The organism is Thermococcus nautili, from assembly GCF_000585495.1.
GTDB classification, from domain to species: domain Archaea; phylum Methanobacteriota_B; class Thermococci; order Thermococcales; family Thermococcaceae; genus Thermococcus; species Thermococcus nautili.
In genome coordinates this window covers 1,773,086-1,798,095 of sequence record NZ_CP007264.1, presented here as the reverse complement: position 1 = coordinate 1,798,095, position 25,010 = coordinate 1,773,086, and the positions used below count along the sequence as shown (strand labels likewise).

32 protein-coding genes, 1 tRNA gene and 1 rRNA gene are annotated in these 25,010 nt (G+C 55.8%); 20 read left to right on the top strand and 14 right to left on the bottom strand.

The window, feature by feature from the left end; all coding sequences use genetic code 11:
• Window positions 1-48 precede the first annotated feature (48 nt).
• The gene (locus tag BD01_RS09915) at window positions 49-630 is read left to right on the top strand and encodes a P-loop NTPase family protein (protein WP_042692603.1); all 582 of its coding nucleotides are present in this window, start codon (window positions 49-51) and stop codon (window positions 628-630) included.
• Here BD01_RS09915 and BD01_RS09910 read toward each other — a convergent pair whose 3' ends face one another.
• Window positions 631-1,368, bottom strand: a complete 738-nt coding sequence (locus tag BD01_RS09910) for a hypothetical protein (protein WP_042692600.1) — start codon at window positions 1,366-1,368, stop codon at window positions 631-633.
• Between the two features lie 19 nt (window positions 1,369-1,387).
• Window positions 1,388-2,542 (bottom strand): pyridoxal-phosphate-dependent aminotransferase family protein, encoded by a 1,155-nt coding sequence (locus BD01_RS09905; protein WP_042692597.1) that lies wholly within the window; start codon window positions 2,540-2,542, stop codon window positions 1,388-1,390.
• A 162-nt stretch (window positions 2,543-2,704) separates the two neighbouring features.
• Here BD01_RS09905 and BD01_RS09900 point away from each other — a divergent pair, with 162 nt between their 5' ends.
• The 4 genes from BD01_RS09900 to BD01_RS09885 all read left to right on the top strand — a co-directional run bounded on the left by BD01_RS09900 (window position 2,705) and on the right by BD01_RS09885 (window position 6,238).
• Window positions 2,705-3,865 carry an MFS transporter gene (locus BD01_RS09900; protein WP_042692594.1) on the top strand — a complete coding sequence of 387 codons (1,161 nt, stop codon included), beginning with the start codon at window positions 2,705-2,707 and terminating at the stop codon, window positions 3,863-3,865.
• Window positions 3,866-3,937: 72 nt separating this feature from the next.
• A complete protein-coding gene (locus BD01_RS09895) occupies window positions 3,938-4,486 on the top strand; it encodes a 50S ribosomal protein L16 (RefSeq protein WP_042692592.1) in 549 nt (182 codons plus the stop codon).
• A 62-nt stretch (window positions 4,487-4,548) separates the two neighbouring features.
• Window positions 4,549-5,052, top strand: coding sequence for a hypothetical protein (locus BD01_RS09890; protein ID WP_042692588.1), 504 nt, complete (start codon window positions 4,549-4,551; stop codon window positions 5,050-5,052).
• Window positions 5,053-5,095: 43 nt separating this feature from the next.
• The gene (locus tag BD01_RS09885) at window positions 5,096-6,238 is read left to right on the top strand and encodes an RNA ligase (RefSeq protein WP_042692586.1); all 1,143 of its coding nucleotides are present in this window, start codon (window positions 5,096-5,098) and stop codon (window positions 6,236-6,238) included.
• 172 nt (window positions 6,239-6,410) lie between these two features.
• Here BD01_RS09885 and BD01_RS09880 read toward each other — a convergent pair.
• Window positions 6,411-6,488 (bottom strand) — tRNA-Asp (locus BD01_RS09880).
• A gap of 10 nt (window positions 6,489-6,498) precedes the next feature.
• Window positions 6,499-6,620 (bottom strand): 5S ribosomal RNA (gene rrf, locus BD01_RS09875).
• Window positions 6,621-6,832: 212 nt separating this feature from the next.
• On the opposite strand from rrf, the gene BD01_RS09870 reads away from it, so the two are divergent.
• From BD01_RS09870 to BD01_RS09850, 5 genes are all read left to right on the top strand, one after another.
• A complete protein-coding gene (locus BD01_RS09870) occupies window positions 6,833-7,867 on the top strand; it encodes a DUF835 domain-containing protein (RefSeq protein ID WP_042692583.1) in 1,035 nt (344 codons plus the stop codon).
• Window positions 7,868-7,916: 49 nt separating this feature from the next.
• Window positions 7,917-8,525, top strand: a complete 609-nt coding sequence (gene scpB, locus BD01_RS09865; protein ID WP_042692581.1) for an SMC-Scp complex subunit ScpB — start codon at window positions 7,917-7,919, stop codon at window positions 8,523-8,525.
• Between the two features lie 118 nt (window positions 8,526-8,643).
• Complete coding sequence (locus BD01_RS09860) at window positions 8,644-9,714, top strand: OB-fold nucleic acid binding domain-containing protein (RefSeq protein ID WP_042692578.1); 1,071 nt, start codon at window positions 8,644-8,646, stop codon at window positions 9,712-9,714.
• A gap of 1 nt (window position 9,715) precedes the next feature.
• Window positions 9,716-10,093 (top strand): replication protein RepA, encoded by a 378-nt coding sequence (locus BD01_RS09855; RefSeq protein WP_042692575.1) that lies wholly within the window; start codon window positions 9,716-9,718, stop codon window positions 10,091-10,093.
• The gene (locus BD01_RS09850; RefSeq protein ID WP_042692573.1) at window positions 10,090-10,896 is read left to right on the top strand and encodes an OB-fold nucleic acid binding domain-containing protein; all 807 of its coding nucleotides are present in this window, start codon (window positions 10,090-10,092) and stop codon (window positions 10,894-10,896) included. Before BD01_RS09855 ends, BD01_RS09850 begins: the two co-directional genes overlap by 4 nt.
• On the opposite strand, the gene mntA is transcribed toward BD01_RS09850, so the two are convergent.
• The 5 genes from mntA to BD01_RS09825 are packed head-to-tail and all read right to left on the bottom strand — an operon-like array spanning window position 10,881 to window position 14,073.
• Window positions 10,881-11,291, bottom strand: coding sequence for a type VII toxin-antitoxin system MntA family adenylyltransferase antitoxin (gene mntA, locus BD01_RS09845; protein WP_042692570.1), 411 nt, complete (start codon window positions 11,289-11,291; stop codon window positions 10,881-10,883). The two genes, BD01_RS09850 and mntA, sit on opposite strands and share 16 nt — an antisense overlap.
• Window positions 11,263-11,697, bottom strand: coding sequence for a type VII toxin-antitoxin system HepT family RNase toxin (hepT, locus tag BD01_RS09840; protein ID WP_042692567.1), 435 nt, complete (start codon window positions 11,695-11,697; stop codon window positions 11,263-11,265). Before hepT ends, mntA begins: the two co-directional genes overlap by 29 nt.
• Window positions 11,698-11,744: 47 nt before the next feature.
• Window positions 11,745-12,125, bottom strand: a complete 381-nt coding sequence (locus tag BD01_RS09835) for a hypothetical protein (protein WP_042692565.1) — start codon at window positions 12,123-12,125, stop codon at window positions 11,745-11,747.
• Between the two features lie 5 nt (window positions 12,126-12,130).
• Window positions 12,131-12,964, bottom strand: a complete 834-nt coding sequence (locus BD01_RS09830; protein WP_042692562.1) for a geranylgeranylglycerol-phosphate geranylgeranyltransferase — start codon at window positions 12,962-12,964, stop codon at window positions 12,131-12,133.
• Window positions 12,965-13,011: 47 nt separating this feature from the next.
• Window positions 13,012-14,073 (bottom strand): Clp1/GlmU family protein, encoded by a 1,062-nt coding sequence (locus tag BD01_RS09825; protein WP_042692559.1) that lies wholly within the window; start codon window positions 14,071-14,073, stop codon window positions 13,012-13,014.
• Between the two features lie 146 nt (window positions 14,074-14,219).
• Between BD01_RS09825 and BD01_RS09820 the strand changes: the two genes are divergently transcribed.
• Window positions 14,220-14,684, top strand: coding sequence for an Lrp/AsnC family transcriptional regulator (locus BD01_RS09820; RefSeq protein ID WP_042692557.1), 465 nt, complete (start codon window positions 14,220-14,222; stop codon window positions 14,682-14,684).
• On the opposite strand, the gene engB is transcribed toward BD01_RS09820, so the two are convergent.
• A complete protein-coding gene (engB, locus tag BD01_RS09815; RefSeq protein WP_042692552.1) occupies window positions 14,679-15,227 on the bottom strand; it encodes a GTP-binding protein EngB in 549 nt (182 codons plus the stop codon). The two genes, BD01_RS09820 and engB, sit on opposite strands and share 6 nt — an antisense overlap.
• A 92-nt stretch (window positions 15,228-15,319) precedes the next feature.
• On the opposite strand from engB, the gene BD01_RS09810 reads away from it, so the two are divergent.
• Window positions 15,320-15,970 (top strand): hypothetical protein, encoded by a 651-nt coding sequence (locus BD01_RS09810; protein WP_042692550.1) that lies wholly within the window; start codon window positions 15,320-15,322, stop codon window positions 15,968-15,970.
• On the opposite strand, the gene BD01_RS09805 is transcribed toward BD01_RS09810, so the two are convergent.
• On the bottom strand, window positions 15,967-16,137 hold the full coding sequence (locus tag BD01_RS09805; protein ID WP_042692547.1) for a preprotein translocase subunit Sec61beta: 171 nt from the start codon (window positions 16,135-16,137) through the stop codon (window positions 15,967-15,969). The two genes, BD01_RS09810 and BD01_RS09805, sit on opposite strands and share 4 nt — an antisense overlap.
• Before the next feature lie 130 nt (window positions 16,138-16,267).
• Here BD01_RS09805 and BD01_RS09800 point away from each other — a divergent pair, with 130 nt between their 5' ends.
• The 3 genes from BD01_RS09800 (at window position 16,268) to BD01_RS09790 (ending at window position 18,399) form a co-directional block, all read left to right on the top strand.
• Window positions 16,268-16,648: a 30S ribosomal protein S6e gene (locus BD01_RS09800; RefSeq protein ID WP_042692544.1), complete on the top strand. Its 381-nt coding sequence runs from the start codon at window positions 16,268-16,270 to the stop codon at window positions 16,646-16,648.
• A 76-nt stretch (window positions 16,649-16,724) separates the two neighbouring features.
• Window positions 16,725-17,951, top strand: a complete 1,227-nt coding sequence (eif2g, locus tag BD01_RS09795) for a translation initiation factor IF-2 subunit gamma (protein ID WP_042692542.1) — start codon at window positions 16,725-16,727, stop codon at window positions 17,949-17,951.
• Between the two features lie 31 nt (window positions 17,952-17,982).
• Window positions 17,983-18,399 carry a PIN domain-containing protein gene (locus tag BD01_RS09790; protein WP_042692540.1) on the top strand — a complete coding sequence of 139 codons (417 nt, stop codon included), beginning with the start codon at window positions 17,983-17,985 and terminating at the stop codon, window positions 18,397-18,399.
• Here BD01_RS09790 and BD01_RS09785 read toward each other — a convergent pair whose 3' ends face one another.
• Both BD01_RS09785 and BD01_RS09780 read right to left on the bottom strand, forming a co-directional pair.
• Window positions 18,400-18,627: a type II toxin-antitoxin system HicA family toxin gene (locus BD01_RS09785; RefSeq protein WP_042692538.1), complete on the bottom strand. Its 228-nt coding sequence runs from the start codon at window positions 18,625-18,627 to the stop codon at window positions 18,400-18,402. It lies immediately after the preceding gene.
• Window positions 18,624-18,851, bottom strand: a complete 228-nt coding sequence (locus tag BD01_RS09780; protein ID WP_042692534.1) for a type II toxin-antitoxin system HicB family antitoxin — start codon at window positions 18,849-18,851, stop codon at window positions 18,624-18,626. Before BD01_RS09780 ends, BD01_RS09785 begins: the two co-directional genes overlap by 4 nt.
• 163 nt (window positions 18,852-19,014) lie before the next feature.
• Between BD01_RS09780 and BD01_RS09775 the strand changes: the two genes are divergently transcribed.
• From BD01_RS09775 to BD01_RS09755, 5 genes are all read left to right on the top strand, one after another.
• Complete coding sequence (locus BD01_RS09775; protein ID WP_042692531.1) at window positions 19,015-19,791, top strand: HD domain-containing protein; 777 nt, start codon at window positions 19,015-19,017, stop codon at window positions 19,789-19,791.
• A 20-nt stretch (window positions 19,792-19,811) separates the two neighbouring features.
• Window positions 19,812-20,486 (top strand): DUF434 domain-containing protein, encoded by a 675-nt coding sequence (locus tag BD01_RS09770; protein ID WP_042692528.1) that lies wholly within the window; start codon window positions 19,812-19,814, stop codon window positions 20,484-20,486.
• Between the two features lie 75 nt (window positions 20,487-20,561).
• Entirely contained in the window at window positions 20,562-21,677 is a 1,116-nt protein-coding gene (locus BD01_RS09765; protein WP_156927406.1) for a hypothetical protein, read from the top strand.
• Window positions 21,678-21,712: 35 nt separating this feature from the next.
• A complete protein-coding gene (locus BD01_RS09760; RefSeq protein ID WP_042692523.1) occupies window positions 21,713-22,360 on the top strand; it encodes a DUF432 domain-containing protein in 648 nt (215 codons plus the stop codon).
• Window positions 22,357-23,400 carry a mechanosensitive ion channel family protein gene (locus BD01_RS09755; RefSeq protein ID WP_042692520.1) on the top strand — a complete coding sequence of 348 codons (1,044 nt, stop codon included), beginning with the start codon at window positions 22,357-22,359 and terminating at the stop codon, window positions 23,398-23,400. Before BD01_RS09760 ends, BD01_RS09755 begins: the two co-directional genes overlap by 4 nt.
• On the opposite strand, the gene BD01_RS09750 is transcribed toward BD01_RS09755, so the two are convergent.
• A complete protein-coding gene (locus tag BD01_RS09750; RefSeq protein ID WP_042692516.1) occupies window positions 23,386-24,987 on the bottom strand; it encodes a hypothetical protein in 1,602 nt (533 codons plus the stop codon). The two genes, BD01_RS09755 and BD01_RS09750, sit on opposite strands and share 15 nt — an antisense overlap.
• Between the last annotated feature and the right edge of the window lie 23 nt (window positions 24,988-25,010).

Here is a 25,010-nt window from a genome sequence, read left to right as displayed (position 1 = left end):
AAAGGATACCGTTATAACCCCCGGCGAGAAATACTTACGGTGAACCGAATGGGCGTCTACATCTTCAAGCCCGAGGATTTGATACGCTACGGCTCGGCACGGCCGGAGCAGATGGAGCTCCTGAAGGAAGAGGTCCTTGGAAAGAAGGACATACTAATCGTCGGAACGAGCAGGAGCGGAAAGACGAAGCTCGTGGAAGCGCTACTCCACTACGTCCCCGACGACTGGAAGATAGCGGTCGTAACTGCATACGGCGAGTTCAAGCCCTTCAAACCGAACATCGAGGTCATTGATACCGCCTTCGACCAGCGCTCGACGGAGGAGAGGACCGACGAGGTCATCGAGAAACTCAGAAGGCTCAATCCAGACTACGTCGTGATAGACACCCTCCACACCGTCAGCGTCCCGAGGATTCTGGACAGGTTAATCGACGACTACGCCTTCATCGTCACCTCGCTGGCGATGAGCGACGACCTGAAGGCCGAAGTCATGCACTGGCTCGGAATAGGCGAGAAGACCTTCGACCGCTTTGACATTCTCGTCGAGCTGAGCAGGGACTGGAGAACCGGGATGAAGAAGATAAACAGGATTTACAGAATTAAGAACGGGGAGCTCGAACCGATAGTTTAGTCACCAGCGGTTTCTCACGTTTCTTCTTCCTCCCCTCAGGAGAAGCTTTCTCTTCCAGAGGGCGAAGAGTATGAGGTTCAGGAGAACCGTAACGACAAGGGAAGCCGTTAGCGAGCCGAAGGTTATGCCCGCGATGCTGTACTTCGTCCGCTTCACCATACCGAGGGCCACGTAGTCCTCGGGGGTCATGTGTCTCATCTCGGGCGAGACCCGAACCGTGTCGTTCTCTGGGAGGAGTGAGAGCATGTGGTTCCACGTGACCACGTAGAGCTTCACGTGAGTCCCGTTGACGGTGCAGTTGGGAACGCTCAGCCCGCGTTCGAGCCACAGGCACGAGCCGTCCGGAAATATTTCCCCGTGAACGGGCGAGTGGTCGTAGGTCTGGAAGTAGAAGGAGCCGTTTTCAGGGTCTATCTCGAAGACCTCTATGTCCTCAGTGGTGCCGTAGATTAGGCCCCTCATGACGCGGTAGAGCCTGTCGAGGAGGGCGTTGCTGAAGTACTCGTCGCGCCAGACGATGTAGTAGTACAGCTCGCCGTTCCGCCCGACCATGTAGAGGATTTCGGTCGGCTCGTCGCCGGGCTTGGAGTGGAGAACCGGGGAGTAGGCGAAGACCTTGGAGCTCTCCCAGGGGAGATAGCCCTCCAGGGAGTAACCGCTCGCTGTTAAGGCAACTGCCCAGAAGACGAGGACGTTTCCGACGAGCCACAGAACCAGTAGAACAGTTCTCCTCCGCATGGTTAAAAAGAAGGGAGAATCAGGCCTTAAGCTTTTCTATGACCTCCCTGAGGTTGTCGAGCATCTCGCGAATGTCGTCGAAGGTCATGTAGCCCATATTTCCAATCCTGAAGGTCTTCTCCGCCACGCTTCCGTAGCCCTTGGCCAGCTCAAAGCCCCTCTCGCGCATGGCGTTGTAAACGTCAACTCCCTTCATTCCCTCGGGAACGACGACGGCAGTGATGGTCGGGCTCTCGTAGCCGGGCTCGGCTAGGATTCCGAGACCCATCTCCTTGACGCCTTCGCGTATCATCTCGCTCCTCTTCCTGTACATGTCGAGCCACTCTTTCTTTCCGCCCATCTTCTCGATTATCCTGAGAACGACGTTGAGGCCGAATATCTGCGGGAGCGGTGGCGTTGAGGGCGTTCCCTTCTTCTTCTCGTTGAACTTCTTGTAGAGCGGTAGGTCGAAGTACCAACCACGCTCGGGCATCTTCTCGGCTATCTCGAAAACGCGCTCGCTCACGGCCGCAACCGCGAGCCCCGGCGGAACGCCGAAGGCTTTCTGACTGCTCGCGAAGACGAGGTCGATGCCCCACTCGTCGAACTTTATGTCAGCTCCGCCCATTGCCGAGACGGCGTCAACGAAGAGAAGCTTGTCGTGCTCGTGAACGACCTTAGCCAACTCGGGGAGCGGGTTGAGGACACCGGTCGAGGTCTCGTTGTAGGTTATCGTGACCGCGTGGACGTCGGGGTTCTTCCTGAGGGCGTCGTCCAGTTCCTCGGGTTTTATAGCCTGTCCTGGCTCCTTCTCAAGGATTACGGCCTTCCTTCCGTTGGCCTCGACGACGTCTGCGAAGCGCTTTCCAAAGGCGCCGATGATTGTGACGAGAACCTTTCCACCGCGCGGGACGGTGTTTCTGACGGCGGACTCCATGAAGCCGGTTCCCGAGCTCGGGAAGAGAATTATCTCGCCCTTGTCGGCCTCAAGGAACTTCTTGAGCCTCTCGAGGGTGTCAACGTGAACGGCCTTCGCCTCGGCCGAGCGGTGGCTGAACATCTGCACGCTCATTATCGCGAGAACCTCTGGGAAGCACGCAACCGGTCCGGCCGTAAAGAGCTTGTACTTCGGCTTCACCATCTCGTAAACTTCCCTGTAAGCGTCCTCATACTGCATGTCGAAGCGGAGCTCCATTCCAATCACCTCGAAGCGTGTTAACCCATCCCTGTAAAAAGTCTTCGCTCGACAGGTAGATGGAAAACCTGAAACTAGACGCATCCATCGGTTCGGTTTTCGAAAAACTTTCAGGGGCCAAACCCTTTTAAGTCAAGTGCATAACGCTCAGAAGGTGGTCTGATGGAGCGCAGAAGACTCGCCGGGATTCTGCTCCTCATCATCTCGGCCTTCACCGGAACGATAGCCTTCCGCTTGGCCACTCCTGCGATAGCGTTCTACACGCGCGACATACTCAGGGCGAGCATGTTCGCTGTTTCTCTCGTCTCGATGTCATTCGTCCTCGCGAGGGCCTTCTCGTCCGTTCTCGGCGGTCTCGTCCTTGAGAGGGGCAAGAAACTCGTCTACCTCGGAGCGATAGCGATGATGGGGAACGCGGTAGCTGTTCAGCTCTACCCGCTCACGTCGAGCTGGCTTCAGGTCGTTGGAATAAAGCTCCTCAACGGCTTCCTCAACGGGATAAGCTGGCCGATGGCCCAGTTCGTTTTAGCTGTAACGACTCCAAAGGAGATAAGGGCGCGCGTTACTGCCATCTACTTCTTCTTCGGAAGCATAGCGTCTCTCCTCGGCAACTACGTCTATGCCTACACGGTTGGGCTCGGTTTGGCCGGCCAGATGTGGATTTCCTCAGCGTTCTTCGTCCTGACCGGCCTTATAATGCTCCTCAGCTACTACCTCCTCTTCGACCTGATAACGCCGAGGAAGAAGAAAACGCCGGACGGCGAGAGCCCGAGCCTGAACCCGAAGAGGGTTCTAACGATTGCCTCGCTGATGGCGGTTATAGTGGCCTTCACCTCGGGCGAGATAACCTACGTTTACGTCTCGGAGGCTTTGGGACTGAGCAAGGAGAGAACCGCCGTTCTGCTCGGCTGGACCGGGTTCCTCTCGGCGTTGCTCAGCTACTTCGTCTCGTGGCTCGCAGACGTGAGGAGCGAGGCAAGGATGGTGAAGCTCACAGCGTTGCTCGCGGGAATATCGCCGATTTTAGCTTCGATAAAGACCGCGCCGACAGTTTTCCTCGGGATATTCCTCGCGCTCTTCGCCTTCCAGAGCTTCAGACCGATTTCGCGGAAGGTTTTAGCGAGCTACCACCGCTCCTCGCTCGCGATAGGCGGTGTGAACGCGGTTCAGAACCTCTCGACCTTCATCGGCGGAATGCTCTTTGGCCTGGCCTATTCGCTCGGGGAGGTCCACTTTGGACTGACCCTGAACCTTGCGCTCCTGACTTTCCTGCCGTTTTCGCTGGGGCTGATAATCGAGGGAACGAGGGTGAAAGATGGGTGAAAGTCCAAAACTTTTATAAGGGGCTCAAACGGCTTAAGTTCAGACCGGTTACGCTCATTTGGAGGTGAGATTATGGGACTTAGACCAGCGAAGATTGATAGGGACGTTGACAAGCCCGCTTACACGAGGAGGGAATACATACGCGGTGCTCCCGGACCGAAGATAACGATATTCGACATGGGCAACCTCTCGGCCGAGTTCCAGTACGAGGTCAGCCTCCACGCCGAGCAGGCGATGCAGATAAGGCAGAACGCCCTTGAGGCCATTCGTATTCAGGTCAACAGGTACCTCCAGAAGAACGTCGGTAGGAGCAACTACCACTTCAAGATTCGTGTTTACCCGTTCCAGGTGCTCCGCGAGAACCCGATGGCTACCGGAAGGAAGGCCGACCGTTACGGAAACGGTATGCGCAGGCCCTTCGGAAAGCCGATTGGATTAGCGGCCCGCGTCAGGAAGGACCAGAAGATACTCACCGTCTGGGTCAACGAGAACCACCTCAAGTTCGCCCTCGAGGCCATGAAGAGGGCCAAGATGAAGCTCCCCTACAGCGCCTACTACAGGATTTACGACAAGGACGGCAACGACGTCACCACCAAGGTTCTCTCCACTATGAAGCGCTGACCCTTTTCTTTCATTCCAACACGTTTTTACGCACTTCGTTCTATGTACCATCAGTGATTGCTATGGAGCGAATTGAGGCGCTCCTCGTTGTGGTAGGACTGCTGGCGCTGTCGGTTCTCGGCTACGCCATGACGTACAACTCCCAGCCCCGGACTCAGCCAGTTCCACCGGGCTTCGGGAACTTCAACGCCAAACTTATTCACCTGAACGCCACCAGCGTTCACCTCAAGGTCGGCCAGTCGCTCACGGTCAAAGGCGAACTCGCGGGCGGGCACTACAGAATCAACGGGGAGGAATACCCCTACTACGGCCGGGTCTCGCTGATAGTCTACGGGGGACCTGCCAGGGACACTCCTCAGTGGATAGCCCTTGAGCCTCATCTCACCGCGCCGGAAGGGATAGCCGTCAGCATCCTGCCCAAGGAGTTCTACCTTCAGCCGAACGGAGAGGAGAACATCAGCGTGAGCATCACCCCGCGGAAGAGCGGGACGTTCCACCTTTACGTCGTCGCGGTCTCTGACCAGGGCTGGCGTGCATGGGTCGAGCTGAACGTCACGGCGGGATGACAACGTTATTTAACCCCAGCGCCCAATGTACTACGGTGAGAGGATGGTCAGCTCGGGGTTTCGAAACCTTCTCCTGAAGCTCGGCCTGCCGGAGGGGAGACTTGAGGTACTCGAGGGGAAAGGAGGGATAGAGGAAGATACCTTCGAGGGAATTCGCTACGTCCGCTTCCGCGATTCGGCGAGGGGCTTCAGGAGAGGAACGGCCGTTTTTGAGGACGGGACGGTCGTTTTAGGATTTCCGCACATAAAGCGAATCGTCCAGCTCAAGAACGGTGTAAAGAGGATATTCAAGGGCAAACCCTTCTACGTCGAGGAGAAGGTTGACGGCTACAACGTCCGCGTCGTCAAAGTTAAGGGCAGGATTTTAGCGCTCACCAGGGGCGGTTTCGTCTGCCCCTTCACGACCGAGAGGATTCTTGACTTCATCAACGAGGAGTTCTTCAGGGATTACCCCAACCTCGTCCTCGTCGGCGAGATGGCCGGGCCGGAGAGCCCCTATCTCGTCGAGGGGCCACCCTACGTTAAGGAGGATATCCAGTTCTTCCTGTTCGACATTCAGGAGAAGGGAACCGGCAGGAGCATTCCGGCTGAGGAGAGGTATAAACTCGCCGAGGAGTACGGGATTCCGCAGGTTGAAGTCTTCGGCCTCTACGATAGGTCAAGGATTGACGAGCTGAGGGAGCTTGTTGATAAGCTCAGCGAGGAGAAGCGAGAAGGCGTCGTCATGAAGACGCCGGACATGAAGAGAATAGCGAAGTACGTGACGCCCTACGCGAACATCAACGACATAAGGATAGGCTCCAGGATTTTCTTCGACTTGCCCGGCGGCTACTTCATGGGGAGGATAAGCCGGCTCGCCTTCCACATAGCCGAGCGGAGGATTAGGGGCGAGGACTTCGAGAACTACGCGAAGGCACTCGGAGAGGCCCTCCTAAAGCCCCTCGTTGAGAGCATCGAAGAAGTATCGCAGGGCCACGACGTTGAGGAGACCTTCAGGGTGAGGGTGAAGAACGTGAGCACCGCCCACAGAATGGTGAACCACTTCGAGAGGCTCGGCCTCAAAATCCACATCGAGGACATAGAGGACTTGGGGAACGGCTACTGGAGGATAACCTTCAAGAGGCTCTACCCCGACGCGACGCGCGAGATAAGGGAGCTGTGGAACGGCTTGGCCTTCGTGGACTGAGCTTTTTCCCATTTTCCCACGCTCTGGAGGGGCGTGAAAGACTCGAACCCTTTTGGAGGGGGTTCTTAGAGGAATCCCCCACCAAAGAGCAACTCACAGAGGAATCCACTCAAAAACTGTCCTTCAAAAAAGCATGCTCACTTGGGTGAAACGTTTCCGGGAAAAGGTTCTTTGGCGCCCGGGCCGGGATTTGAACCCGGGTCACGGGAGTGACAGTCCCGTATGATGGGCCGGGCTACACCACCCGGGCGCTTGATAGTGGCCGGCGGCGTTCCCGGTTTCCCGCCCCCTCTCGGAGGGCAGTACACCCGGGAACGCAGGCGGGCTTAACTTCCGGGGTCGAAACGAGACCGGGTGTAACCCCGCCGCTATGGCCGCCGTGCCGATTCATACCTGTCGTGGCGGGTTTATAAATTTTGCGGTGAATTTTTCGGCATATCCTGTTTTGAGGAGTCATTATACATGGGACTCAATGCATAACAACATACACCAAAGCATGTAGCATTCGTGTTCATAACATCAATGGACAATAATGTGTAACAATGAGGAAAAAGGTTATAATCCCAACTGGGCTAGGGATTGTAAGTGGTTGGAATGGAGAGCTTGCTACTCCTCGGCCAGATGCTCAGCTTAACGGCCAAAATTGTTGTTGCAGTTTTCCTGCTGAGGGCGTATCGAATTTCGGAGAGGTTCTCATCCCTTCACCTAGGCATCGCTTGGCTGGTGTCCGCTGTAGTCGTTCTCATGGATGCGCTTGGACAGGAAACGTTTGTGGTTATTTTCTACGCTCTTTTTTCTGCGGTGCTCTTTTACGGTTCCCTTCTCTTTCTCATTGAAGAAGGCCAGGTTTCACTTAAACGCCCCTGGATGTGGGCCCTTCCTCCAATCGTTGGGACTGTTTACGGCCTTCTCCTTGGCAGCGGCTGGGACTCCCGCGTGGGGATATCCTACGGAGTTTCGGCCTTTTACGTCTTCCTCGCCGGAGTTACCATAGCCTCAGCCGAGGCCGACTTCCCCACGGCAAGAAGGGCTGGAATCGCCTTGGCGCTCTTTGGCCTTCATGAAATGGACTACCCAATCCTTAGAGACGTCTCTTGGTTTGCGCCAATCGGTTTTACCGTAGGTGCGTTCCTAACACTGCTCTCCGCTTATCTAATGGCAAGAATGGTGCTCTCGGAGAGGTTCATCGGGAGGAAACCGACCGTTGAAGTTAAGCCCGGCGTCCAGCTGCTAACACGTGAGAATTATGGTAGCGTCGTGGACGGACTGAAGGACTACCCTGTCCTTGCGTTTCTGAGGGAACCGGCACCGTATCCAGCTTGGACCGGCTACATGCTGACTGCAGTAAGCGGTGAGATGAAGATTCACCCCACGAACCTTGCCAGGATTAGCGAGATAGTGAGCAGATACCTACGCGAGGCCTCTGCTCAGGGCGTTACGGGCGTTGTTGTCATTGACGGCGTGGAGTTCCTAGTGACCTACAACGGCCTCCAACCGGTTCTCAAGTTCCTCGCGACGCTCCGGGACATGGCGCTTGTGAACAGAGCTCTCCTCCTCGTTTTCATAGAGGAAGGAGCCTGGAACCCCAAGGAACTGTCCATGCTGAGGAGGATTTTCGCGAGCGAATGACGGAAGTTTAATAACCAACCTCAACGAGACCACCCAACAGGTGTGAACCATGGGACTGCTGGAGGACAAGGCCCTCGTTGAGGCGGCCCTCTTCGTTTCGGGAAGACCGCTCAGCGTCAAAGAACTGTCGAAGGCCCTCGGGATAAAATCCCTAGACTACCTCGAAAAGCTCATCGAGCTCATAGCGGCTGAGTACGCGGAGAGAAAGAGCGCCATAGAGGTCGTCAAAGTTCTGGGCGACAAATACGTCATGCAGGTCAAGCAGGAGTACAGCCAGAGGGTTATCCACCTCATGCCGAGACCCGACCTGAGGACCGGCGAGCTGAAGACCCTCGCGCTTATAGCTTACCTCCAGCCGATAGAGCAGAGCAAAATCATAAAGCTCCGCGGAAGCCAGGCCTACGAGCACATAAAGAAGCTCATCGAGATGGGTCTAATCTACGCCGAGCCCTACGAGAGGACGAAGCTCCTCGGAACGACCCAGAAGTTTGCGGAGCTCTACGGCTTCCCAGAGAACGACCCTGCGATAATCAAGGAGGCCTTTAAGAAGGTTGTCCACGCGGAGTACAGCGACCTCATAGCGAAGCTCGAGGGCAAGGCAGGGGACGAGGGTGCCGAAACTGAGGGAGACCGTTCAGAAAGCGATGGAACTTCTTGAGCTCCCAGTTATCTCTTTTCTTCGATAGCGCAGAAATAATGCCCCTTCTCGCCAAAAGGAGTTCGGAGAACAAAAAGTTTAAATACCCCGAGTCCCAATTACCATCAAGGTGAGTGCTATGGTAGGCCTTACAAAGGAGCAGATAATCAATCGAATCATCCGGCATCGGGGCCTCTCAAAAGAGGAAATCGAGGAGAGGATTGCCGAGCTGGCTAAAACCCATGGAATTTCCGAGCACGCCGCGGCCGTAATGCTGGCCGAAGAGCTCGGCGTCAAGCTCGAGGAGGGAGAGGAGCTCCTCCACATAGCCGACCTCGTTCCGGGAATGAGCAACGTCAACATCGTCGCGAGGGTTCTCAGGAAGTTCCCGCCGAGGGAGTACAAGAAGAGGGACGGCTCGACCGGAAGGGTTGCCAACCTCATCATTTACGACTCCACCGGCCAGGCGAGGCTCGTCCTCTGGGACAACTTCGTGAGCAAGTACTACGACGAGCTCAGCCCCGGCGACGTCATCAAGGTCATAGACCCCCTCGTCAAGGAGGGACTCCGCGGGGTTGAGCTCCACGCCAACTACAGGACGAGAATCATCAAGGACCCCGAAGACCCGCGCGTCGAGGAGATACCGCCCATCGAGGAGGTCAGAACTTACAACTACAGGAGGATGAAGATTAAGGACCTCGAAGGAAGCGAGCGCTTCGTCGAGCTCAGGGGAACCATAGCGAGGCTTTACCGCGTCATAACCTACGATTCCTGCCCGGAGTGCAGGAGGAAGGTTGACTACGACCCAGCGAGCGAGAGCTGGGTCTGCCCGGAGCACGGTCCGGTCAAGCCCGTGAAGATGGTCGTCCTCGACTTTGGCCTGGACGACTCAACAGGTTACATCAGGGTCACGCTCTTCGGCGACGATGCCAGCGAGTTGCTCGGCGAGAACCCCGAGGAAATAGATGAGAGACTCAAGAAGCTCATCGAAGAGGGCCTGACGATGAGGGAAGCCGGCAGAAAGCTCGCGGAGGAGACCTACTACCCGCTCCTCGGCAGGGAGATAATCGTCAGGGGCAACGTCACCGAGGATAAGTTCCTCGGAACGCTCCTCAAGGCCAGAACATGGGAAGACGTTGATGAGAGGCGCGAGATAGAGCTCGCGAGGAGAGAGCTGAGGGAAGTTTTGAGGGCCTTCGGTGGTGAGTGAAATGGAGGAGATGAGGTTTAGGCGCAGAAAGCCCGCCGTCGAGAGGAAGATTGCCGAGATTAGGGAAGACGACACCAGAGTTTCCCTAATCGGTAAGGCCTTCAAGGTTGACAAGCTCGACTACACCTTCTGGCTCGACGACGGGACGGGAGTTATACTCGTCGAGAGCGAGGAGAACGTCCTCCCCGAGAACGGCCAGGTCGTCAGGGTCATCGGCAGGGTCATAAGGAGCGAGGAGAGCGTTCACATCTTCGGCGAGGTCATACAGGACTTCAGCGACGCCGATTTGGAGGCCCTGGAGGAGATAAGGGAGCTCGAGAGGAAAGTGCTCCCGAAGGTTGAGAACGTCATCAGCTTCTTCGGAGGTGAGGAGCTATGAAGAAGCGCCTTCCAGCGAGCAGGGTCTACATCAAAGACATCCTCGACGGCTACTACGTCAGGAGCGAAGGTGATTTCGAGCCGAACTACCTCATAACGCGCGACGCCAGAAAGGTCTACCGCGTCAAGGTCGTCGCTACGGTCGTCAGGGAGCCGGTGATAAGCGACGACGAGACCTACGGCAAGTTCCAGATTGACGACGGAACCGGAACCATCTGGGTTCTCGGCTTTAGAGACGACACGCGCTTCATAAGGCTCGTGAAGAAAGGAGACATAGTCCAGATAATCGGAAAAGTTGCTGAATGGCGCGATGACAAGCAGATACTCGTCGAGGGAGTTGCGAAGGTGAGCCCGAACTTCTGGATACTCCACCGCTTTGAAACGCTCCGCGACAAGGTCGAGCACGCCGAGAAGGCGAAGATAGCCTTCGAAATCTACGACCGCTACGGCATAACGGCAAAGGCCAAGGTCATAGCCAAGAACAAGGGCGTTGACGAGGAGCTACTCCAGACGATAGACGAGCTGTACACGATGATGCTTGAGCAGAGGGCCCTTGAGGAAGAGCTAATCGAGGAGGAAACGACCGAGGAGACTGAAGAGACACCGGTCAGCCCGGAGCTTGAGAAGGCGAAGGAAGCCGTCATGAACCTCCTCCGCGAGAAGGGCAAAGCCCTGTCGCACAAGTTCATAGTCAAGAAGCTCTCCAAGGAGTTCGACGAGGAAATCATTGAAGAAGCCATAAGCCAGCTCTTAGCCGATGGAGAAATCTACGAGCCGGAGATAGGCTTCTACGAGCCCCTGTGAAGGAGCTCCCTTCTCATTTCCCTTTCAAAGTGCCTGAAGTCGAGGTACTCTCTAACCGTCAGGTCGTAGAACTCAAGCCATTTCTCCTCGTCCCTGGTGAAGAGTAGCTTTCCGTGGAGGACCCGGTACCTGAAAGCCGGCGGTGCGTCGTTCAAAACCCTGACATCAACCGGGTATTTGAGGAGCAACTCAAGCTCCACCGCGAGCTTGAGCTCGTAGCTGAGAAAGTCCTTGACCTTCTCCGGGTCAACGTACACGGCAACGTCGATGTCCCGATAGAACTCACCCTCAAGGAAACTACCGTGAAGGTAGGCGAATATTATCTCCTCCTTCTCCATAAGGAATTCGATGAGGGCTTTGATGACCTCATCCTTGTTTAGATGTACTCTCGACATACGCAAGCACCTCGTCCACAAACTGACGGAGGTCACCAATGTCGTTTCTCAATATCGAATAGACTCGCTCGTCACGTATTCTCCAGTAAATATGGACGAGCATGTTCCTGAACTTTGCCATCATCGAGAGCCTGTGTGCCAGGTCTTCACTTATTACACCCAGCTCAGAAAGCCTGAGAAAGCATTCGGAATACGTATTAGCGGGTTTTCCGAGTTTGGCAACGATATGATTGCAGACCGAAATCGCGGCCTCGATGGCCGTTATAAGACGGTATTTTGCGGCGTCTTTGACGTACTTTTCGCTCAAAAACTTCTCTAAGTCCATTAAGGCTATCTCCTCCAGCTCCGTGAGTGCATCTTCAAGCTCTTCCAGGCGACGGAGAACTAAATCCGGGTCAATTCCCACAGGACCACCCAAAGGGGATAAAGGGTTGCAAGGATAAAAACCCATCGTCAGTACTGCTCGCGCATCGTCCTTATCACGGGGTCGTGTATCAGCGTCGACGTTATGCTGTCCACCATGCGGAAGAACTCGTCCTTTCCGCGCTCGAGGTCAAGGCTCTCAACCCTAATCAGCTCGCAGTCCTTCCCGAGTATCCACTTCCCGAGGAGAATCTTCTCCCTCCCGTCCTTCTGGAGGTCGAGCCTTATGAGGCCGTAGGGTATATCAGCTGTCCACCAGTTGGCCTTGAAGGTCACCTTCCAGCCCGCTTCTTCAACGACCTTAGCGAGCTCGTTTAGCGTTTTAGACGGGCCGTGCGGGGTCTTGAAGGTGAGCACCGTCCAGAGCTCATCGTTTTCAAGCTCTTTAACTATCTCGTCCTTAAACTCCATATCCATCACCTCACGAGCGAAGCTATCATGAAGGCCATAACGGCAAGGAATATGCTTATTTTGAGCAGTTTTTGCGAGCGGTGGGCGGTTTCCCTGTCCTGCGAGCGGAGGATTAGGAATGCCGAGTATAGGATTATGGCATCGACGGGAACCATTGCAAGGTAGCTGAGACCGACGCCGGCCTTAATCGGCAGGAAGGACGCGATAACCGTCAGAACAGCGAAGAACGCCCCCACGTAGGCGGATTTCTTCTTCCCGATGACTATCGGGAGAGTTCTCGCGCCCTTGGCGAGGTCGCCTTCCACATCCTCTATGTCCTTTATTACCTCCCTCGCGACGTTAACGAGGAACGCACACAGGGCCAGATAACCGGCAAGGCCTATCTTCCCGACCGCTATCGCGCCGTAGAGCGGTGTGGCCCCTGTAAGGCCAGCGACGACGAGGTTGCCGACGAAGGGGAGTGGCTTGAGCTTCCAGGCGTAGAGGAACATCGTGGTGTAGGCGACAACAGCAAGCAGGAAGGCGTAGACGTTTATCAGGGAGGCGAGGATTAGGCCAATGGCGAAGAGCGCCATCGCGTACCAGAAGGCCGTTTTTCTGCTCATCGCACCCCTCGGCAGGGGCCTCTCGGGCCGGTTTATCCTGTCTATTTCGTAGTCAAAGTAGTCGTTTATCGTGTTGCCGGCGGAGCAACCGAGAGTGACCACTAAGAAGACGAGCAACGCCTTTACCGGCTCCGGGAAGTGGCCCACCGCCACTATCGAACCCAGCAGGCCGACTACCCCAGCCAGGACGCAGTTGTGCGGCCTCGTTATTTCGATGAAAGCCCTCGCCTCCAAGCTACCACCGTCCAACCGTTATGGTTAGTCTTTAAAACCTTATGGGTTCAAAGTTCGTCTCTCCTCATGAGACCAAGTTCCTCGCCGGTCTCAAGGACCCTCATCCTGCCGAAGCGGAGTTCCCTAACCTCTCCAAGTGCCACCTCGTCGAGCGGGGTGAGCAGTTGAAGCGTTTCGGCGCTGAAGTTCACCCACTTGAGGATTCCAAGGCCGAGACACAGCCCGTCCCCGTCGAGGAGACCCACGAGCAGGTTGCTTAGCCTTTCGAAGTCAACGGCGTGAATCGAGCGGTAGCCCCTTGGGAAGCTCTCCTCGTCGGCCTTGACGACCGTGTAGCGCCCCTCGTTTTCCCAGCCCGCTAAAACGAGCCACCTGAAGGCCCGCGAGAGGAGGGTCTTTTCCCTCTCATCGAGGGGACGGCCGGTGAAGAGCGAAGTTCCAGTTAAAGTGACCTCAGAAAGGCTGAACTCGGCGAGCCTGGCATTGGAGAAGTATGTCCTCCACTTCTCGAACCTTATCTCCCGCCTCTCCTCCCGCGCAACGGCTTTCGCGTTCTCGCTAACGGTCAGCCTGACGACCTCGCCGTAGGGGCTCAAAGCCCTCGCCAGGGAGTCCAGCTCGCCGTTCCGCTCGAGGAGGACTATCAGGTCTGGCCTCACGAGCTCCGCCTTGAGGCGCTTCATCTCGAAGCCAGGCCCTGTTACAAAGCCGGTTGTGTCTATCAGAACGATTTCGGCGCTCCTCTCGGCGAGCTCAACGAGCCTCTTCACCCCAACGGCCATCTCACCTGTGAACTGGGAAGGGGATACGGTGCCTATGAAGTAGTGGGCAACCCCCTCAAGCTCAGAAAGGCTGGAGAAGTTCTCATCCGGAAGGGCGAGGCTTATCGTGGCAGGTGGCAGGATGCCCTTCTGACCCACATCGGAATCAACCACCGCGACGCTCCTCCCAAGGCTGAGGAGCTCGTTGGCCAGAAACGTTACAAGGGTGCTCTTTCCGGCGTCGAGGCCCCCTATGACCATGACCTTAACCGCGTCGCGGGACGAGAGTTCGGCGAGGAGTTCAAGCCTGTCCGGTGGAACATCGCGGGTGTAGATGGCCTTGTTCATGGTTTAAGGTTTCCGCCGGGAGTTAAAAACCTTGAGTCCGGGAAACTTAGAAAAACTTATAAGATGCATCACTCCCAGTGAGAAAATGAAAAGTTAGGTTTGACGTTTATCGCGCTCAAATTGGAAAAACGGTAAGGTGAAGGCTCATGGTTGAGAGGAACACCCTCACCCCGAGGCAGGTTAAGCTTCTCAGGAAGCTCTACGAGGACGGAAAGACCATAGAAGTTCACACCGTCGAGAAGACCCAGGACGAGCTTGCGAGGGAACTCGGAATAACGAGACAGGCTCTGAGCAACCACCTCAAGGTTCTCAAGGAGCTTGGCTACATAAGGACCGGCAGGGGCTTTATCGATTTGACGGACAAGGCCCTTGAACTGCTCGGCGAGAAGAAGGGCGACGTCTTCGTCTTCGTCAAGATAGAGCCGACCAAGAGGAGGCAAGTCTACGATGCGATAAGGAGGCTCAAGATAAAGAAAATCTACCGCGTCACCGGCGACGTTGATTTAATAATCGAGGCCGACAAGACCAAGCTCGACGAAATCCTTGAGGAGATAGCTTCCCTCGACGGGGTGAAGGAGACCAACACCCACCTCGTTCTGGAGATTCTATGAGCGGATTTTCTTTTCCATCAACCTTCTGAGCTCGTCGAGGTTCTTCCCGAACTTGGCAGAGATTGGAACGAAGGTCTCGGGAATCTCGGAGTAGGGGACGCCGAACTTCTCGGCGAGGAAGTGGACGACCCGCTCGACGTTCTTGACCTTGTCAACCTTGTTGACTGCCACTACAACAGGTATCTCCAGCTCCCTGAGGAACTGGTAGAACTCCACATCTATCGGGATTTCGCCCCTCTTCTCCCAGCGCTCTATAATCTCGGGAGCGGCCTTGCCGTCAACGACGAGGACGGCGAGCTCTATCTCATCGGCGTTGTCCTCGATGAAGTGCACTATCTCGTCCTTTATCCGCTCCTGGACGTGCTTCGGAAGCCCGCTCATGAAACCGAAACCCGGTAAATCGACGATTTTCTTCCCCCGCCACTCGATTTCGACGGGCTTCCTCGTCACGCCGGGCCTCTTACCTCGCCTAACTTTCTTCCCGGTCAGCCTGAATATGAGGGTGCTCTTCCCCACGTTGGAGCGCCCGGCGAATATTATCATCTCTCCTCACCGGGCTGAAGTTCTTTCGGGCCTTTAAAAGGTTTGGCGGAAAGGTTAAGTATGCCGGGAGACAAAATCCAGCGGTGGTGAATATGTCTGAGGAAGCGCGGGCCAACCAGCTGATAAACAAGTTCGTGATTTCCCTTACAGATGGCAAGATACTCGGCTACGTCACCGATATAAACGTCGAGGTTGAGGGCGACCAGTTCTACTTCATCCTGAAGATGAAGGAAGTCGAGAACCTTGGAAAGGGTCAGAGCATATTCACGAGCGAGAAAAAGCTCAAGATAACCCCCAACGACATCGTGAACGTTGGGCCGGACGTCATAATTCTCGGCGACGGAAAGGTGCCTCCGCTGAGGGAAATCGAGAGGCTCCACCAGATAGCGGAGGAGTACAACAACCTGATGGCCGAGCTTGAGGCCAAGGAGAAGCTCATAGAACAGCTCAAGGAAGAAAACTACCGCCTCAAGAGAGAGCTCGACGAGCTACAGCGCGAGCTCAGAAAGTTCCAGGTCATGAAAGACGACTTCGAGCACCTCAAGGAACAGCTGGTGAGGCAGGAAGGCCAGCTCGAGATGGCGAGGGAGTACATAAGGCTCCTCGAGGGTCTCAGGGGCGACATAGACAAGATTAAGGCCGACGTTGAAGCCCTCATCCAGAGACAGCTTGAGGAAGTTGTCAGGGGGATAATAGACGAGGAATTAAACGCGAGGGGATTGAAGAAAACGAGCTTCCTTTAGCCAAAGATGCTCGGACCGAAGGCGTGAAGCAGAAACTCTATCGCAACCAGTATGAGGGTCATCGCTATGACGCCCTTCGGGCTGACCTTTATGGCCCTCGTGTCCTCGTCGAAGAACCTCATCAGCCCCGCTCCGGTCGGCGGAAGTGTGGTCTTTTCCTTCGCCATGCTATCACCTGCCCTTGAGTTTTCTCCATGATATTTAAGCTTCACGGTAAGGTTTTTAAACGCTCCGTTCAAGACCGCTCGGGAAAGGGCTCTGCCCAATGAATCCCGCTGATGAATGGAGGTGGGAGGAATGGCCACTTTCAAGCTCGTTATATCGAACCCGAAGACCGGTATAGCGAAGCAGGTTGAGATAACCCGTGGAGAGGCAGAGAAGCTCGTAGGAAAGCGCATAGGCGAGGAAATCTCAGCGAAGGAACTCGGACTCAACCTCAGGGAGATATTCGGCGACGAGAGCATTCCGGAGGATGCCAAGCTCAAGATAACCGGCGGAACCGACAAGGACGGCTTCCCCATGAGGCCCGACGTCCACGGCCCGAGGAGGGTCAAGATACTCCTCTCAAAGGGACCGGGCTTTAGGCCCAGGGAGAAGGGTGAGAGGAGGAAGAAGACCGTCCACGGCAACACCATAAGCCCGAACATCGTCCAGGTCAACCTGAAGATAGTTCTTTGAACTCCTTCGATTTTCCTCTTCTCCCCTCGGTAACCTTAATAAACGTCCCCGCTTTCTAAGCTTAGGGGTGAGAGAGATGGCCAAGAAGTTTAGGCAGGCCGAGGTTAACATTGGTATGGTAGGTCACGTTGACCACGGAAAGACGACGCTCACCAAGGCTCTAACCGGAATATGGACCGACACGCACAGCGAGGAGCTGAGAAGGGGTATCACGATAAAGATAGGCTTCGCGGACGCGGAGATAAGAAAGTGCCCGAAGTGTGGCAGGTATTCAACCTCTCCGGTCTGCCCGTACTGTGGCGCCGAGACCGAGTTTGAGAGGCGCGTTTCCTTCATAGACGCTCCCGGTCACGAGGCGCTGATGACGACGATGCTCGCTGGCGCCTCGCTCATGGACGGTGCCGTTCTCGTCGTTGCGGCGAACGAGGGAGTCATGCCCCAGACCAGGGAGCACCTGATGGCTTTGCAGATAGTCGGCAACAGGAACATAGTTATAGCGCTCAACAAGATTGAGCTCGTGGATAGGGAGACCGTTATGAAGCGCTACCAGGAGATTAAGGAGTTCGTAGCTGGAACCGTCGCCGAGAACGCCCCGATAATCCCGATTTCGGCACTTCACGGCGCGAACGTTGACGTTCTGCTCGCTGCAATAGAGAAGTTCATACCCACTCCCGAGCGCGACCCGAACAAGCCGCCCAAGATGCTCGTCCTTAGGAGCTTCGACGTCAACAAGCCCGGAACTCCGCCGGAGAAGCTCATCGGTGGTGTCATCGGCGGTTCGATAGTCCAAGGCAAGCTCAGGGTCGGAGACGAGATAGAGATTCGCCCGGGCGTTCCCTACGAGGAGCACGGCAGAATCAAGTACGAGCCGATAACGACCGAGATTGTCTCGCTCCAGGCTGGAGGAAGGTTCGTCGAGGAGGCCTACCCAGGTGGACTCGTCGGCGTCGGAACCAAACTCGACCCCTACCTCACCAAGGGCGACCTCATGGCCGGAAACGTCGTCGGAAAGCCCGGGAAGTTACCCCCGGTGTGGGACGAGCTCCGCCTCGAAGTCCACCTGCTCGAGCGCGTCGTTGGAACCGAGGACGAGCTCAAGGTCGAGCCCATCAAGAGGAAGGAAGTGCTCCTCCTCAACGTTGGCACCGCCAGAACGATGGGCCTCGTCACCGGGCTCGGCAAGGACGAGGTCGAGCTCAAGCTCCAGATTCCGGTCTGCGCTGAAGTTGGAGACAGGGTTGCCATCAGCAGGCAGGTTGGCTCAAGGTGGCGCCTCATCGGCTACGGCTTCATAAAGGAGTGACCCTTCTTCCCTTTTCTTCCCGGTGGTCGCGATGGCCCATAGGAGAGAATGGCTCGTTCTTCCAGACACCAACTTCCTCCTCGTTCCCGGCCAGTTCGGGGTCGACATAGTTTCCGAGCTCAACAGAATCCTCGACGTGAAGTTCAAAATCGTCGTTCCAAACGTGGTTCTCGAAGAACTCGACGTCATAGAGCGGAAGACGCGAGGAAGAGATTTGCTCGCGGTCAGGATGGCGAAGAAATTAGCTGAGCGCTTCGAGACCGTTGAAATCGGGGAGTTCGGGAAGAGGCCGATAGACGACCAGATTTACGACTTCGCCGTCAAGAACGAGAGGGTAATAGTCTGCACCAACGATAAGGGCCTGAAGAAGCGCCTCCGCGAGAGGGGTATCCCAGTGGTTTACCTCCGCTCGAAAAAGATACTTGAGCTCGAAGGCATGCTTGAGTGATTACGGGTCATCAAGCAGTTCCAACAGCTCGGCCGTTGTTATACCAACCTCGCGCATTATGGCCTTCAAGAGGCCAGTTTTAAGACGCTTGTGGAGAGGAACAACGACCATCTTGCCCGAATCGTTGACGAGAACGACGTGAGAGCCCTTTTGTCTTACGGGTTTGTAGTCCAGTTTCTGGAGGGCTTTTATAAGCTCAAGCCCCGAAACATCACGTGGAAGTTTCACACCGAAACCTCCGCAATTTGGACGTTATTCTTGCGCTTTATCTCGCGCAGGGTCTCTTGAAGCTTCATCTCTTCAGCTACCTCAAGGTACAGCTCTATTGCCTCCCTAATGTTTTTGAGAGCCTCCTCTACTGTCTCACCCTGACTCACGCAACCGGGCAACGCGGGAACGTACGCGACGTATCCACCTTCAGGCTGGGGTTCAAGCACAACTTTCAGCTTCACCCTACACACCCCAGTGAGGTTTCAACGTGGGGGGTTATAAAAACTTCTCAAACATTGAGTTTGAGCAGATACGTCAAAACCTCCCTGCAAACGCCAGCCTTTTTCACCGAATCCCGTTCAAAACCCTTAAATTCTCCCCGCCGTTTGGCCCTTGGGTGGGAGAATGTACACCGAGGAGGAACTTCTGAAGGAGATTAGAGAACTCCTCGACGACGACAGGCTTTTCGAGACCTACGAGAGAACCTTCAGGGAGTACCACTACTACTTCGACACCACCAACTACATAGTGCTCAACGTCTACCAGTTCAACGACCACGGGCCGGTCCACGTCCTCCTGACGACGAGGAGAGCCTTGGAACTGCTGAGAATCCTCAGGAAGTTCGGAATCCAGACGACGGCCGAGAAGCTCGGTAAACCTTTCTGGTGGAGCAAGTTCATCGTCGCCTTCGGAGCGCTCCTGCACGACATCGGCAACATGATACACAGGATAAACCACTACGAGTTCAGCGTTTTCTTAGCCGAGCCGATAGTTGAGAAGCTCGTGGGGGAGTTTGAAAGGCGCGACCCGCTACTCCTCAAGGCCCTGACGCTCAACGCGATATACACCCACGACGAGCACGTGCCGTGCACGACGATAGAGGGCTCGCTCGTCACGATAGCGGACGGCTGCGACATGGAGGCGGGAAGGAGCAGGCTCGTCCACAAGAAGGACCGCGTTGACATACATGCCGTCTCGGCCTTGGCAATAGAGCGCGTGGAGATAAGGGAGGGCGACGAGAGACAGCCGATACTCATCGAGATATGGATGAAGCACCCGGCAGGAATCTTCCAGGTGGACGAGATTCTGACGAAGAAGGTCAAGAGCTCCCTGCTGGCGGGCAAGGTCAGGCTAAGGATTCACACCGGCAAGGACGGCGAGACCCTCGAAAAGGTTATCTGAACCCTTCTCAATTTTTAACCATGCTGGCTGAGGCGTACAGAGACCTTAAGTACCTCCTCAACAGGGGCTACAGGAAGAGCGTTGCGTTGGACTTCGTGGCCAACCACTACAGGCTGAGGAAGGAGGAGAGGCATCTTCTTGCAAGGTGCGCCTTCCCGGATTCCTGGATTGAGGAAGTTAAGCGAAAACTCCTTCGGCCGGATGAGATTAGGGGCCGGGTTCTCGGGGTTGATGGCTTCAACGTTCTCATAACCCTTGAATCGCTCCTCGCGGGGAGGGCTATCCTGTGCGAGGACGGCCTCATTAGGGACTTGGCTTATAGGGGAAAGTACAGACCGCACGGGGAGACCGGGAACAACTTGAGGCTCATTGTCTCGGCCCTGGCGGAGCTTTCACCCGGGAGGGCGGTCTTCTTCTACGGGAAGAACAACCCGGGGAGCGGGGTCGTTAGGAAGCTCACTGAGGAACTCCTTGACGAGTTTGGGGTTCCCGGAGAGGTCAGGCTCGTCAAAAGTCCAGACCACGAGCTCAAGGCGTTCGAAACAGTGGCGACTGCCGACGTTGGGGTTATTGAGAAAGCTGGGCATGTCTTCGACCTCGCGGAGTTTGCGGGAAGATTGGCAGGTGCCGGACCTGTCCCGCTTCACGATATTTTAAAAACTTCAAGTTTGCTTGAATCCCTAAAAAAGTTTTAATAGAATGAGCGCGGAGTATATAAAGATGCCCTTTGCTTTTCTGGGCCTAAATCAAAGAGTTAGGAGATGTTTAGTATGAAAAAGTTTGCACTCGCCCTGTTGCTCGTGGCGGTTGTCCTGCTCGCGAGCGGATGCACGGGCTCGGGCGGAACCTCCTCTTCGGAAACGCCCGAAACGACTTCACACTCACAGGGATGGGAGAGTTCAACATCTCAAACGCCCACCTCATCGCAGGGAACGACGGAAACGCCCTCTGAGACACACTCAACCTCTTCCCCCACTCCAAGCCAGACGGAAACCCCCACATCTACCACCCCAACCCCCAGTGAGGAACTGTACTGGACGAACCCCTGGGAGTACTCACCGATAGACGTGAACGGGGAAAAATACGTCATAACACACTACGTCGTCCTCTACAAGGTCAGGCCCAACGAGACGAGCCCGCTCTACGAGTACAGGATTGAGAAGACGGAAAGGAAGGCGAACATCACAGTTTACGGAATGGACTTCTCGGGCTCAAAGGTCGAGGTGGGAACCTTTGAGGTGTACGAGTACGAGACCGTCATAACGCCGGTAAAGGCGGCGGCGATGGAGGAGCCACTCACGATAAAGGTGTGGTACACAACGAGGGCAAGCGACGCGTTCATATACCCCTGGGATATGGGCTGGGCTTCGGCCAACTACGGAGAGAACCAGGTTGTTGGCTTTGAAATGGACTACCAGGGAAGACAGCTCCTCTACACTAACCCCATGGCCGTTGGGAAGTCCGCGATTCCCTATATGGGCGGCGACCAGAACATAATGGACGAGCTGAACACCGACCTGATGAACCTCTACTACGGCTGGTTCGCGGTTCTCCACGTGGGAATATGGGCTGACTGGAGCGGCAGAAATCTTCTCGTGCCCCAGAGCGGAACTTGGAGCGATTTCTTCGGCCACGCTTGGAGCTGGGACACCAAACCGGACGGAACCGTTGAGTTCTCCGGCATTAAGTTCAGGGTCGTCGAGGGCACCTGGAGCTATACTGGGGTCGAAGGGGTTTCAATGACGGGCAAAGCCAGGGTCGCACCGAAGATATTCATTCCTCTGGAAGTTGACGGCCACTTCACCTCCATAGACGAAAACGGGAACCCCCTAACAATCTACGGCTACTTCAAGGTTGAGGAGCTCGACCTCGCGAAGGCCTCTTAGGAAACTTTAAATTTTTGGGCCCCCTATTTTTCAGCATGAAAACCTTCGGCGAGCACGAGCTCAGAACGCAGTTCATCCACGTCGGCGAGCGGAAGATTCACGTCGTTGAGAACCCGGACGGGACGTTCACGTACCGGCGGGACGACCTCAGGGTTAAAATCCTCGGTGGAAAGTACCTCTCGGTTCTCCCCGCCCCAGCCGAGGGTTACGGTGTCAAGTTCCTCATGGTGAAGTTGAGGGAGAGACTAGCGGTGCCCCCTGGGGAAACCGTTCACGGCTACCTGAGCGCTCCCGTGGACGTTGTTGTAAAAGCCGGAAACGCACCCATAGACCGCTTCATCGTCGGAAGGGAGAAGTACGCGCTCTACGGCGAGCATTCCATTGGAATAATCGCGAGGTACCACGTCAGCTGTTTCCACGAGAAGGAACCTGATTCCCTCGGTGTAATCAAGCTCGCCGTTAGAAACCCCACGAAGGAGTGGAAGCTTGTCGAGAGGGTTGTAATCCCGATAAGGAACAGCGTCATGTTCTACTCGGACGAGAAAGCATACTACCCCCTCATCATACTCACGACGAAGGAACCCTACGAGGTCAACAACACGGGGAATCCACCGGACGGAAGGCTAAAGGCCACCCACCGGGCCGAGCCCCTACCTAACTTCAGGATGAGGTGGTGGCCATGAACACAACGGCGACTCTGCCGATTCCGTTCGTCCCGGGAATCACACTCGAGAGCCTGCTCAAGGCAGTTGTAACCCTCGTGGTTCTTACGTTCCTGGGGGAAGTCACGAAGAAGGCCATAATCCGCGCTTCCAAGGAGACAGACTTGACTTGGATACTCAACGAGGACACCGCCGAGCTCATCTTCAGGCTCTTCGTTCTTGGGGGAATAATCGGAGCCCTCTACGCCCTTGGAGTTATGAAATACACCCTCGGCCCCACAACGATAGGAAACCTGACCTTTGCCGTTGGTTTCTTCTACATCTCCTACCTGATAGCCAAGAAGTCCAAGGACTACCTGCTCCAGACGAAGAGGGGCCCAGAGGATATAATAAAGGCCAAGCTCTTCTACTACCTCTTCATTACTGTTGCGTTCTTCCTCTCCCTTAGCTTCGCAGGCGTCATGGGGGAGCTCGGGGCGCTGCTCGCGGCGGCTGGAATAACGGGCATAGTCCTCGGTTTCTCATCGAGAACCGTGGTCGCGAACTTCGTCTCGGGAATATTCATGTACTTTGACAAGCCCCTCCAGATAGGGGATGCAGTTCAGGTCGGCGACGTCCAGGGTGTTGTCGAGGACATAAGAATTCTCTCGACGAGAATAAGAACGTGGGACGGAACACTCGTCAGGATTCCAAACGAGGCCCTCTTCAACAGCAATATAGTCAACCTCCAGAGGTATCCCGTGAGGAGAGTAGATGTAAGCGTCGGCATAGCGTACGCCGAGGACGCGGGAAGGGCCATAGAGGTCATACTTAAGACCCTCGATGAGATGCCCCTCGTCCTTGCTGAGCCGGAGCCAAAGGTTTACGTCGAGAGCCTCGGCGACAGCTCGGTGGTTTTGAGGGTCTGGGCGTGGGCGCCGAGCGAGAGGTGGTTCGACGTCAGGACAGAGGTCGTGAGAAGAATCAAGGAGGCCCTTGACAGGGAGGGAATAGAGATACCGTTCCCGCAGAGGGTCAACTGGTTTGCCAACGAACTCAGGGTGAAGTTAGAGGACAAGTGAGCGCTCCTTTTCCGCTATGTTTTCCAGAACCCTGAGCGCAATTGGCGCGAGTTCTGTTCTCTTTATCTCCTTCAGGAGGGGAACGAACTGCGCGAAGAGAACCGCGTCTTCCCTCGGAACCGTTCTCGTCATGGCCTCAAGGGTTAGAAGAACCTCGAATGGATACTCCTTGAGCAGGGCCCTCAGGAGCGGGAGCACTCTTCCGGCGAGTTCCCCATCCCAGCGCTTGGAGAAGTAGTAGCTGAGGAATGTTAGCGCTCCCGGAACCGCCTTCCGCCTCTCGAGCAGTCCAATGATGGAACTCACTATTTTGGCACCGTAGGGAGCCCTCAGCGCCAGCCTCGCAAGGATTCTCGCGGACCTGTCCCTTGCCCACCTGTTTTCGGAGGCGAGGACGCCAAGCAGGGGTTCAACCGCGGGCTCTAATGCCACGAGCCCCTTCTCAGGGAGCTCCTTCGCGAGCCTGTGGAGCTCCCACAGGGCGTCCATCTTCTCCTCGATGCTCCCGGAGAGGGCATCCACGAGCTCGGCCACGCGCTCAAAGGGAACGCGGGTTTCTTGCTTCTCCGGCGGTTCCGGCTTCTTTTTCCGCACGGTTCCCCACGAGGACGAACCACCGCCCGGCCCTGAACCCCTCGGGTGCTCTACATACTTAGGCCCCAGAACAACGGAGCCCCCGCGGGAAGGTAGTTTTGAAAATCCCCTTGGAACGTCCTCCCCAACCTCAAGGGCGAGCTCCATCGCCTCATCAACCTTACCCTCAGCCAGGAGCTCAGCTATGGTTCTCATGGCCTCGCCGGGTCTTGAAGAGTAATACAGGGTGAGGAGCTTCTTAACCCGAAACGCCAGGTCCCTCGCCTTGCTCCTGACCCCGGGAACAGGTGAGCGGTGGGAAACAACCTCAAGGGCCCGGAGGAGCTCCCAGTACTTGCCAACGTTCTCCTCACTCGGGGGGACAAGAACCTCCGAGAGGAGGTTGAGGGTGAAATCCTGGAGGGGGACGTCCTCCCCGAGCAGGGCCTCATCAATCTCATCCAGCAGGAGCGAGAGAACCCGCGAGTCCCCAACGCTCATGTTGGCGAGCAGTCTGAGACCCATTGCCCGGAGCCTCGGGTTGCCGGAGGAGAGCAGGGCCATTGCCCTTGAGCGGGCCAGAGAAGATGCCTTCGCGGGCCTCAGCCGTTCAAGAACCGGGGGAATTTCCAGTAAAACCACCTCGTTTCTTTTGGAGCGTACTAGGGAAACAAGGGCATCAACGACTTCAACGTAGTCCCTTTCCTCTGGATGAACCAGCGAGAACAGAACCGCGAGAAGCCGAAGCGCCTCGATGGCAACTTCATCGGTGTCCTTCAAAAGACTAAGAACGGTTCTGAGGTTCCTGAGGACGGAAAGGGTGTACCTCGGTTCCGGCTTGCGCCGGAGGATTTCCCTTAGCGCTATGAGCGCACGCCTCCTGACGCGGTCGTCACCATCGCGCAGGAGAACCATGAGCGAAGAAAATGCCCCCTCGTTCGAGACCGCCAGCTCCACCACGTTTGAGGTTCTCCACGCGAGAAGCATCTCGCGCAAAACATCGCGGTAGTCCATCATGGTAGTCCTTACGACGAACC

Coding starts and splice junctions, on each gene's coding strand:
- BD01_RS09915 (WP_042692603.1), top strand. CDS start 49: ATGGGCGTCTACATCTTCAAGCCCGAGGATTTGATACGCTACGGCTCG.
- BD01_RS09910 (WP_042692600.1), bottom strand. CDS start 1,368: ATGCGGAGGAGAACTGTTCTACTGGTTCTGTGGCTCGTCGGAAACGTC.
- BD01_RS09905 (WP_042692597.1), bottom strand. CDS start 2,542: ATGGAGCTCCGCTTCGACATGCAGTATGAGGACGCTTACAGGGAAGTT.
- BD01_RS09900 (WP_042692594.1), top strand. CDS start 2,705: ATGGAGCGCAGAAGACTCGCCGGGATTCTGCTCCTCATCATCTCGGCC.
- BD01_RS09895 (WP_042692592.1), top strand. CDS start 3,938: ATGGGACTTAGACCAGCGAAGATTGATAGGGACGTTGACAAGCCCGCT.
- BD01_RS09890 (WP_042692588.1), top strand. CDS start 4,549: ATGGAGCGAATTGAGGCGCTCCTCGTTGTGGTAGGACTGCTGGCGCTG.
- BD01_RS09885 (WP_042692586.1), top strand. CDS start 5,096: ATGGTCAGCTCGGGGTTTCGAAACCTTCTCCTGAAGCTCGGCCTGCCG.
- BD01_RS09870 (WP_042692583.1), top strand. CDS start 6,833: ATGGAGAGCTTGCTACTCCTCGGCCAGATGCTCAGCTTAACGGCCAAA.
- scpB (WP_042692581.1), top strand. CDS start 7,917: ATGGGACTGCTGGAGGACAAGGCCCTCGTTGAGGCGGCCCTCTTCGTT.
- BD01_RS09860 (WP_042692578.1), top strand. CDS start 8,644: ATGGTAGGCCTTACAAAGGAGCAGATAATCAATCGAATCATCCGGCAT.
- BD01_RS09855 (WP_042692575.1), top strand. CDS start 9,716: ATGGAGGAGATGAGGTTTAGGCGCAGAAAGCCCGCCGTCGAGAGGAAG.
- BD01_RS09850 (WP_042692573.1), top strand. CDS start 10,090: ATGAAGAAGCGCCTTCCAGCGAGCAGGGTCTACATCAAAGACATCCTC.
- mntA (WP_042692570.1), bottom strand. CDS start 11,291: ATGTCGAGAGTACATCTAAACAAGGATGAGGTCATCAAAGCCCTCATC.
- BD01_RS09835 (WP_042692565.1), bottom strand. CDS start 12,125: ATGGAGTTTAAGGACGAGATAGTTAAAGAGCTTGAAAACGATGAGCTC.
- BD01_RS09825 (WP_042692559.1), bottom strand. CDS start 14,073: ATGAACAAGGCCATCTACACCCGCGATGTTCCACCGGACAGGCTTGAA.
- BD01_RS09820 (WP_042692557.1), top strand. CDS start 14,220: ATGGTTGAGAGGAACACCCTCACCCCGAGGCAGGTTAAGCTTCTCAGG.
- engB (WP_042692552.1), bottom strand. CDS start 15,227: ATGATAATATTCGCCGGGCGCTCCAACGTGGGGAAGAGCACCCTCATA.
- BD01_RS09810 (WP_042692550.1), top strand. CDS start 15,320: ATGTCTGAGGAAGCGCGGGCCAACCAGCTGATAAACAAGTTCGTGATT.
- BD01_RS09805 (WP_042692547.1), bottom strand. CDS start 16,137: ATGGCGAAGGAAAAGACCACACTTCCGCCGACCGGAGCGGGGCTGATG.
- BD01_RS09800 (WP_042692544.1), top strand. CDS start 16,268: ATGGCCACTTTCAAGCTCGTTATATCGAACCCGAAGACCGGTATAGCG.
- eif2g (WP_042692542.1), top strand. CDS start 16,725: ATGGCCAAGAAGTTTAGGCAGGCCGAGGTTAACATTGGTATGGTAGGT.
- BD01_RS09790 (WP_042692540.1), top strand. CDS start 17,983: ATGGCCCATAGGAGAGAATGGCTCGTTCTTCCAGACACCAACTTCCTC.
- BD01_RS09775 (WP_042692531.1), top strand. CDS start 19,015: ATGTACACCGAGGAGGAACTTCTGAAGGAGATTAGAGAACTCCTCGAC.
- BD01_RS09770 (WP_042692528.1), top strand. CDS start 19,812: ATGCTGGCTGAGGCGTACAGAGACCTTAAGTACCTCCTCAACAGGGGC.
- BD01_RS09765 (WP_156927406.1), top strand. CDS start 20,562: ATGAAAAAGTTTGCACTCGCCCTGTTGCTCGTGGCGGTTGTCCTGCTC.
- BD01_RS09760 (WP_042692523.1), top strand. CDS start 21,713: ATGAAAACCTTCGGCGAGCACGAGCTCAGAACGCAGTTCATCCACGTC.
- BD01_RS09755 (WP_042692520.1), top strand. CDS start 22,357: ATGAACACAACGGCGACTCTGCCGATTCCGTTCGTCCCGGGAATCACA.
- BD01_RS09750 (WP_042692516.1), bottom strand. CDS start 24,987: ATGGACTACCGCGATGTTTTGCGCGAGATGCTTCTCGCGTGGAGAACC.